Consider the following 8,786-nt stretch of genomic DNA (forward strand, 5'->3'; position numbering starts at 1 on the left):
GCGGCGCCGGGGTCGGCCACCACCGCGTCGGCCGACAGGTCCGGGGCGACACCGTCCGGGGTGAACGCGGTGTTCTCCCCGGCCTCGATGGCGGCGGCCCGGTCCCGCGGGTCGATCGACCCGTCGGGCAGGGGGGTGGCGTCGAGCGGGTCCAGCATGCCGGCGTTCGCGTCGGGCTCGACCAGGACGCGGTCGGCGAGCATGCAGGGGTTGCCGGCGAGCGCGGACACGTTCCCGGCGGCGATGGTGTAGGCCGGGTACTGCTTGTGGATCCCCTTGGCGAACGAGGCGAACGAGAAGACCACCAGCAGTCCCGCGACCACCGCGATGGGGGCGGCGGCGAAGGTCCGCACCCGGCGACGACCCGCCGAGGTGCGGGGCGCGTGCTCACCGATGTAGTCACGACGGAGGTGCTGCCAGCCGGCGTAGGCGAACGTGAGCACGGCCAGGGCGAGCAGCACAGTGGCGGCGTCGATGCCGCGGACGCTGGGTGCCTTGTCCCACCACGGGATGCCGTAACTGGAGACGTACCACCAACCGTTGGGGCCCGCGAAGGCGAGCGCGACCACCACGAGGATGACGCCCAGGAACAACGTGCGGTTGCGGGCCGTCCGGACGGCGGACGCGGAGATCGCGAGGGCGCCCAACGCGGCGATCGCCCCGCCGATGCCGGCGTACACACCGAAGTGGTGGGTCCACTTGGTGGGCGAGAACATCATGAAGAAGGCGGTGCCCACGACCACGCCGACCAGGCGCCAGACCGGTCCCGAGGCTGCGCCGGGCACCTTGCCGCGGCGCAGCATGGTGCCGATCACCAGCGCCAGGCACAGCAGCACGAGCAGGACCGGCAGGCGGCGGGCGAGGGACCCGTCCACCGTGGGGATCATCAGGTAGTAGTAGCGGACGAATTCCTCGAACCAGTTGAGGTTGGGGCCGATCTCGCCGCGGACGCGGATGGCCTCGAGGACGGCGGCGAGGTTCTGGACGCCGAAGACGACGATGAGCACCATGGTGCCGGAGGCCAGCACCGGGGCGATCAGGGCGAGGTACGAGCCGATCCGGCGGCCGCGCACGACCACGGTGCGGACGACCGCCCGCAGCCCCATGATGAGGGCGGCGACGGCCATGAGGCCGGTGGGGCCGGTGGCCAGTGAGAACGAGGCGATGATCACCGCGATCGCGAACGGGAGCATCCGGCGCGTGGCTATCGCCCGTTCGACGGAGACCCAGGTGAGCAGGGCCCCCAGCGCGATGACGGGCTCGGGCCGCAGGCCGTTGTTGAACGCCATCCAGAACGCGAGGAACACGGCGGCGGCGCTCCAGAGCACCACCGGGGTGGTGCGGGCGGCCCGGCCGAGGCGTGGCAGGACCTCGCGGCTGATGACCAGCCAGCAGAGGATGGCCGCGACGAGCGCGGGCAGGCGCATCCACGGGCTGGCGGTGGAGACCTGTGCGAACAGCGTGAGCAGGTCGTAGTAGGGGGAGCCGAAGGGCGACTCGGGGACCCCGTACCAGCGGTAGTAGTTGGCCATGTACCCGGCCGGGTCGGCGGCGCGGGCCATCGTGAGGATGTAGCCGTCGTCGGAGGTGTTGCCGCCGATGAAGTGCCAGATGCCGAGTGTGCCGATCACGACGACGTCGGGCGGCCGGATCTTGAACCAGCCGCGCGGCAGGAAGCGGCGGGCGCGCCGGCCGTCGGTCTGGTCGAGTGCGTGCAGGGCCCACAGGGCGACCGCGGTGGCCAGCAGGCCGATCACGATGGCGGCCCACTTGAGGGCGGTGGGGTCGGTAGTGAACCGGGAGTCGACCTCCACGGTGGCGCCGAGACCGTCGGGCACGGCTGTGTCCGAGGGCAGGTCGGTGTAGACGCCCACCACCATCGGGCGCAGGTCCTCGGCGTCCACCCTGCGGGTGGCCGCGGGATCGTCCATCCCCTCGAACGCCGCCTCCACGTAAGTGGGGGCCGCGACGACGCTGAGCCGTGTGCAGTCGCCGGCCTCCACGCGGTCTCGCGGTGCGGAAACGATCACCCGGTTGCGCGAGATCACGTCGACCGTCTCGGCGGAGGCGCGCACGAACAGTGCGCGGTCGCCGGCCTCCTCGCCGCCGGCGGGCGCGGTGGCCAGCAGGATGCCCCCGTCCTCCGGGAGATCCGCGACCAGGGTGCACGGTGCGGAGGCGGTGAACCGCTGCGGCGAGTGCGCCATGAGCGGGGCGGTGACCGAGTCGACGGACCCGTTCTGCGGCCACTGCACGGTCGAGGTCGTCTGCTCGACCGGCAGGAACGGCAGGGAGAGGAAGCACAGGGTCCCCAGGAGCCCGCTGACTATCGAGATGAGACGGAGTCGCTTGACGCGGGAGTCGGCGGCGACCGAGCCGGCCACCGGGCCGGTGGCCGGGGCGGTTTCCGGGGACGGGGCCGGCGAGGAGTCTGACACGACGACCGATTCTAGGCGACGATCACTTCATCGGACCCGGCGTGGTCCAGCCCCACCGCAACTCGCTGCCGCGGACCAGTTCGGCCGGACTCGCCTGCGGGTCCAGAGGTTCGAACCGCTGGAGCGAACCCCAGTCCCTCGACCAGTCGTGGTCGAGGTAGGTGGGGACCGTGATCGCCTCGACCGTCTGGGTGGTCCACAGCAGGGGTCCGCCGCCGCCGGCGCTCTGCCACCAGTTCGCGGCGGAGGAGGATTCCCGGTCGGCGAGGATGCGGTATCGGGGGATCTCCGCCACGCCACCGTTGTGCACGAACGGCCGCTGGCACGGGAACGCCAGTGCCACCACCCAGTCGACGAGCACCGGGTCGGTGTGGCCGACGACCTCGTCGAGGGTGCGCAGGCGCGGGTTCCGTGGTGGGGTCACAGCGAGCCACTGGTCGGGATCGAGGTTGCCGTCGGCGGCGACCACGCGGACGACCTCGGCCTCGGCGGGGATCGACTCGAGCGGGATGCGCAGGTTGCGCCAGGCGGGGGCCGGCCCGATGTCGATGGGGGACATGGACCCCATGACCTCGAAATCGGTGGGTCCGGCGGGGCCGACCCGGCCGGGGCGTCCGTACTCGATCCGCAGGTCGCCGCTCCCGATCCGGCCGGCGGCGGCCATGACGAGTAGCGGCCGGTTGGGGCTGCGGGCGGGCAATTGGTACCAGGCGCTGGTGAGTTCGGCGGCGACCTGCGGCCCGCGCCGGTACGAACCGAGGACGGGAGTGGTGTCCGGGTCGAGGCCGAAGGGCAGGGCCACGGTGGAGCCGTTGACGGTCACGGCGCCGCGGCCACCGGTGGTGCCGGCGTCCACGCCGTCGCCGGGGTCGCGCTCACCGGTCTCGGACGTCGCCAGGGAGCCGGAGGCCTCGGTGCTGTCGACGGTGATGGAGTCCGGCAGACCGTTGGGGGCGAAGCCGTTGACCACGCCGGCCCCGAGGGAGATCTCCGGCCCGGCCCCGATGGCGCCGAGCAGGCCGTCGTTGGAGTCCTCCTCGACCAGCACCGAGTCGGCCAGTGCGCAGGGTTCGCCGGCCAGGGCGCGCATGTTGCCGCGCCCGACCGTGTAGGCCGGGGTCTGGGCGAACACGGCGATGACCGCGGAGGACAGTTCGAAGATCACCACGGAGAACGCGACGACCGTCAGCGGGGCGCCGCCGATCCCGGCGCGCCGGCGCGGGCGGGCCGTGTCCCCGGAGCCGCCGTCCCGCCGTCGCGACGCGGGGGTGTCGGCGTGCGTGCGCAGGAAGGGCACCGCCTGTCTGATGCGGACGCGGAGGGCGGCGCCGGGGTCGTCGGGCAGGATCCCGGAGTGGATGAGCCCGGCGATGAGCAGGCACACGAAGCCGCCGACGAACGCGACGTACTGGATCTGCACCCCGCCGATGGCGGGGAAGGAGTCCGAGAAGGGGATGCCGTAGTCGGAGACGTACCACCAGGTGTTGTCGGTGGCGGTGGAGAGTCCGACGACGAGGCACAGCGCCGCCCACACCAGCCAGCGGTTCCGGCTCAGCGACACCGTCGAGGAGCGCAGCGCGATCACGGCCAGCACCGCCAGGGCTCCGGCCAGTCCGGCGAACACCCCGAAGTGGTGGGTCCATTTGGTGGGCGTGAACACGAGGAACAGCAACGATCCCGCGATCACGCCGATCAGCCGGCGGGACGGCCCCGCGGCGGCGCCGGGGATCCGCCCACGCCGCAGCATCACGGCCGAGACGAGCACGAGGCACATGAGCATGAGCAGGACGGGGAAGCGCCGGGCGACCCCGCCGTCGGCGGAGACCCCGAACAGTGCCTCCCAGCGTTCCTTCTCCCCGTACCAGGGCAGACTCGGACCGAGCTCGGTGCGGATGCGGGTGGCCTCGAGGACCGCGGCCAGGGTCTGGTCGGCGAACACGGTGTAGAGCAGTGCGAGGCCCACCGCCAGCACGGGTCCGAGGATCGCCGCCCATCCGACCACCTGCGCGCGGCGGCGCACCATGCGGACGAACTCGCGTGCGCCGGCGGCCAGCGCCGCCACGCACATCAGCCCGGTCGGGCCGGCACCGAGGGAGAACGCGGCCACACCGATCGCCGCGACGCCCGGCACGAGGCGGCGGGTGGCGATGGACCGCTCCACCAGCGACCAGGTGAGCAGGGCGCCCAGCGCGATCACGGGCTCGGGCCGCAGCCCGTTGTTGAACGCCATCCAGAACGCGAGGAACAGGGCGGCCCCCGTCCAGCGCGGTCCGCGCCAGGTGCGGGCGAGTCTGCCCAACCGTGGGACGACCTCCCGGCTGATGATGAGCCACGACAGGATTCCGCACACCAGGGTTGGCAGGCGCATCCACGGACTGGCCGTGGACACCTCGGCGAACACCCGCAGGATCTCGTAGTACCACCCCACCGGGGACTCGGGGGAGCCGAGCCAGCGGTAGTAGTTGGCCATGTATCCGCTGGGCCCGGCGGAGCGGGCCATGGTCAGCAGGTAGCCGTCGTCGGAGGTGTTGGCGCCCACGAGGTGCCAGAAACCCAGGACGCCGATCACCACGCCGTCGACCCCGGACAGTCGCGACCAGGACCGGGGCACGAACCGTCGACCCGAGCGGCCGTCGATGCCGTCGAGGCGGTGCAGGAACACCACGGACGCGAGGGTGGCAAGGACGCCGATCACCATCAGCACCAGCTTGAGCAGCGTGGGGCTGGACGAGTAGCGGGAGTCGACGGTCACCTCCACCGTCGACTCACCGAGCCCGTCGGGTGCGGTCGCGGCCGTGAGGTCGGTGAAGACGCCGGTGACCTGCGGCCGCATGCTTCCGGGCACGGCGGCGCGCACGGCGTCGTCGGCGTCGTCGGGGTCCCGTTCGAGGCCGGTGAACTCGGCGGTGAGGATCCCGGTCTCGGCGCGCACGTGCAGCGTCTCGCACGCGGGGTCGCGCAGGGTCGACAACGGCACGGACAGCAGCGTGATGTTGCGGACCGCGACCTCGATGACGGGATCGCCCGCGGCGTCCCGGACGCGTTGGACGACCAGCCCGTCGGAGATCCGCCCGGGGGCGTCCTGCGGGAGGGTGGAGAACACGATCGTGTTCTCCGGCACCTGTGCCAGCGGCGCGCAGGGGGCGGTGATCGTCAGGTCGAGCGGCCGCCCGGAGACCAGGGGCGCGGTGACCGGGGCGTAGTCGGGCCCGGCCGTCCACTGCACACGGGTGGTGTCCTGGTCGACGGGCAGTATCCCGGCGAGGACGGCGAGGAACGCACCGAGGAACCCGGTGATGATCGTCCACCGGCGGTGGCGGTCCATTCCGGGGTAGGGGTGCAGTCCGAGGGGACGCTCACGGTCGGTGTCGCGCACCTCGTCGTCGTCACCCCCTGGAACGGTCCCTGCGTCCGGGCCGTCACCGGACCGGCGACCGCCACCCGCTCCCCGCGTCGTCACCACGTGATCACCGCACCACGATCACGGCGAACGGGCCCACGTCGTGGACCTCGAAGTGGGGGCCCTCGACGGCCTCGGCGGGGATGGTGACGCCGAACCGTCGCACGTTGGGGTCGTTGGGGTAGGTGTCCTCGGCCAGGCGCAGTGCGTATCCGTCGCCCGACCGGCGGGTGACGATCGCGTCGGGGCCGCGCCACGGGGTCTGGTCCATCATGGCGTGCAGCTCGGCGCCGCTGGTGGCGTCCTCCCACCGGAGCATGGCCTCGTTGCGGTCGGCGTACCGCCCCAGGGGGTTGGCGTAGTGGGAGGTTACGGCCTGGTAGGCCAGGTACGGGTGGTAGGCGAGGAAGGCATCGGCGGTGCTGACGACGACGAGGTCGGTCCGCCTCCGGCCGGGGAACGCCTCCCGGATGGTCTCGTCGACCTCGGCGTAGTGGGACTCGGGCCCGGGCGGGTAGCGGTCCGCCCGCTCTCCGTGACCGTCGGTGTCGGTGTAGGCCAGCCGGATCTCCTCGTGCAGGTGATCGGGAATGCCCTGAGCGTGGGCGAGTGCGGCCAGTGAGGCCAGGACCCCCACCACCACGGTGGCCCGGCGACGCCGGTCGGCCGCCTCCGCAGCGGGCCGGTCGGTGCCGTTCTGGCGCCCGGCGAGGCGCACGGCGAGGCCGGCGACATCGGTGATCGCGAAGACGCCCGCCACCACGAGCAGACCGATGAGCACCGGTTCGAGGCGGAAACCGAGCATGGTGGTGCCCAGGACGGTGATCGCCATCGAGGCCAGGCACCACAGGTAGACGGCCACCACGCCCAGGCCCAGCGCCTGAGCGCGGCGCGAGGTCCACGCTCGGGCGACGATCCAGACCAGACCGGCCAGACACACCCAGCCCGTGAGGCCGCCGGCGGTCATGGGCAGCGGCAGGCGGGCGCCGGCGTCGGGCAGGTAGTGCATCGCCGTCCCGGAGTCGGCCGGGGTTCCGCGCAGGGCGGCGAGCAGATAGGGCGCCCACACGATGAGCGCGATCGCGATGGAGCCGAACCCGATCGCCGCGAGCCGGACCGCGGGCAGCCAGAGCGGGAGGGGTTCACGGGCGGGATGTGCCCCGTCGGCGCGGTCGGTCCCACGGTCCTCCGCACGGTCGGCGCGGCGGCCGGCGAACACGGCGGTGACGGTCGCGACCAGCGCCATGAGTACGACGGTGCCCGCCGCCAGACCCGTGTAGAGCGTGTACATGCTGGCCGAGACGCCCAGGAACAGGGTGGTGGTCAGGGCCGCACCGCGACCGGCGTGCCGCGCCGTGGGGTTGACGGCGTGCCACGCGAGGATGAGCACAGGCGGGAGGAACAGCGCCACGATCGCGCCGTAGGGCTCGGGGCTGCCGTAGGCGAGCATGATCGAGGTCGACACCAGTCCCACCGCCGCCCCGAGGTCGGTGCGCAACAGGCGGGTCCACAGCACGGTGACCAGCGCGGCGGCGATCGCGAGCGAGAGGATGGACCACGGCTTGTACGCCGCCCAGCCCTCGAGGCCGGCGAGGTTGGCGAACCGCCCGCCCAGCCAGAACCAGCCGGACGGATAGAACGAGGGCAGGTCGGCGTACGCCATGTCGGGCAGTCCGAGCGAGGTCGCCGAGCGACCGAGGAACTGGGTGCGGAACTCCTGGTCCACGCTCACGCCGTGCAGGTACAACCGCGATGCGGCGAGCGGGATCCCCAGTGTGGCGGCGACCAGCAACGCGGAGCCGGTGGGGGCCGCGAGCTTACCCAGACGGACCAGCGCGGACCGACCGCCCGGCTGCTCGCCGGCGCGTACGGACAGTATCCCCAGCACCACCAGCGCGATGGCGGCGACCTGACCGACGACCGTCAGCGCCCGCAGGACGTTGGAGTTGCCGTAGGCGGGGAAGGAGACGAGGGAGAACCCGGCGAGGACGACCGCGGTGACGACGGCGGCCAGCAGCGTCGCCGCGCCGGCCAGGCCGAGCCCCCGGAGCGCCACCGGCATCCCTAGAAGGGGAGCTTGCGGAAGATGGGGCGGGGGACGTGCGTGAGCACGGCCATGACCCCGCCGAACGCGGCAGGTGCGAAGACCGCGCCCTTACCGGCTCCGGCGTTCTTCACCGCGATGCGGGCGACCTCGTCCTTGTTGATGGTCAGCGGCGCCTCCTTGACGTGCGCCGACATGCGCGTGCGGACCTGGCCGGGCCGGATGACCAGGACGTCCACCCCGTGCTCGGCCAGCGCGTACCCGAGGCCGGTGTAGAAGGAGTCCAGCCCCGCCTTGGTGGAGCCGTAGACGAAGTTGGAGCGGCGGGCACGGAGACCCGCGGCCGAACTCATGGCGATGATCCGGCCGTAACCCTGCGACTTCATCCGTTCGGCGAGCAACACGCCCACCGAGACCGCGCCGGTGTAGTTGATCTGGGCGATCTGGACGGCCTTGCGCTGGTCGGACCAGAGTTCCTCGTTCTCACCCAGCAGGCCGAACGCGACGATCGCCACGTCCACGTCCCCGCCGGCGAAGATCTGCTCGAACGCGGCCGGGTGGGACTCGGTCGCGGCGGCGTCGAAGTCGACCACCTCCACCGCGCTCGCACCGGCGGCGGTCATCTCCGCGCGCGCGTCGTCGACCCCCGGGTCTCCGGGCAGGCAGGCGAGGATCACGCGCATCGGGCCCTGCTGGAGGTACTCGGCGCAGATGGCCAGGCCGATCTCGGAGGTACCACCGAGGAGGAGCAGGGTCTGGGGGACGCCGACGGCATTGATCATGGGCAGGAGTCTACCGAGGGGGTCCGACGCTGCTGCGCCCCTCACGGGTGGCGGGTGGATCGGGACGGGCGCGAGGCGGTGTGCGCCGCTGCGCGGTGGCCCGGTCCGGCCGGCCCCCGGCC

General features: G+C 72.5%; 4 protein-coding genes. All 4 read right to left on the reverse strand.

The features are described 5' to 3' along the window. A partial coding sequence (locus tag G6023_RS02980) for an arabinosyltransferase domain-containing protein (protein WP_347570705.1) occupies nucleotides 1–2,438 on the reverse strand: 2,438 nt, incomplete at its 3' end. Nucleotides 2,439–2,460: 22 nt separating this feature from the next. Beyond that, the gene (locus G6023_RS02985) at nucleotides 2,461–5,814 is read right to left on the reverse strand and encodes an arabinosyltransferase domain-containing protein (protein WP_347570706.1); all 3,354 of its coding nucleotides are present in this window, start codon (nucleotides 5,812–5,814) and stop codon (nucleotides 2,461–2,463) included. A gap of 91 nt (nucleotides 5,815–5,905) precedes the next feature. Continuing rightward, the gene (locus G6023_RS02990; RefSeq protein WP_182634046.1) at nucleotides 5,906–7,900 is read right to left on the reverse strand and encodes a galactan 5-O-arabinofuranosyltransferase; all 1,995 of its coding nucleotides are present in this window, start codon (nucleotides 7,898–7,900) and stop codon (nucleotides 5,906–5,908) included. Between the two features lie 2 nt (nucleotides 7,901–7,902). Continuing rightward, nucleotides 7,903–8,664: a decaprenylphospho-beta-D-erythro-pentofuranosid-2-ulose 2-reductase gene (locus G6023_RS02995; protein WP_067714791.1), complete on the reverse strand. Its 762-nt coding sequence runs from the start codon at nucleotides 8,662–8,664 to the stop codon at nucleotides 7,903–7,905. Between the last annotated feature and the right edge of the window lie 122 nt (nucleotides 8,665–8,786).

The organism is Dietzia sp. DQ11-71, from assembly GCF_014144995.1.
Lineage (GTDB): Bacteria > Actinomycetota > Actinomycetes > Mycobacteriales > Mycobacteriaceae > Dietzia > Dietzia kunjamensis.

Bases quoted from the DNA above. Each gene is read 5' to 3' on its own strand.
- G6023_RS02990 (WP_182634046.1), bottom strand. From the start codon at position 7,900: ATGCCGGTGGCGCTCCGGGGGCTCGGCCTGGCCGGCGCGGCGACGCTG.
- G6023_RS02995 (WP_067714791.1), bottom strand. From the start codon at position 8,664: ATGATCAATGCCGTCGGCGTCCCCCAGACCCTGCTCCTCCTCGGTGGT.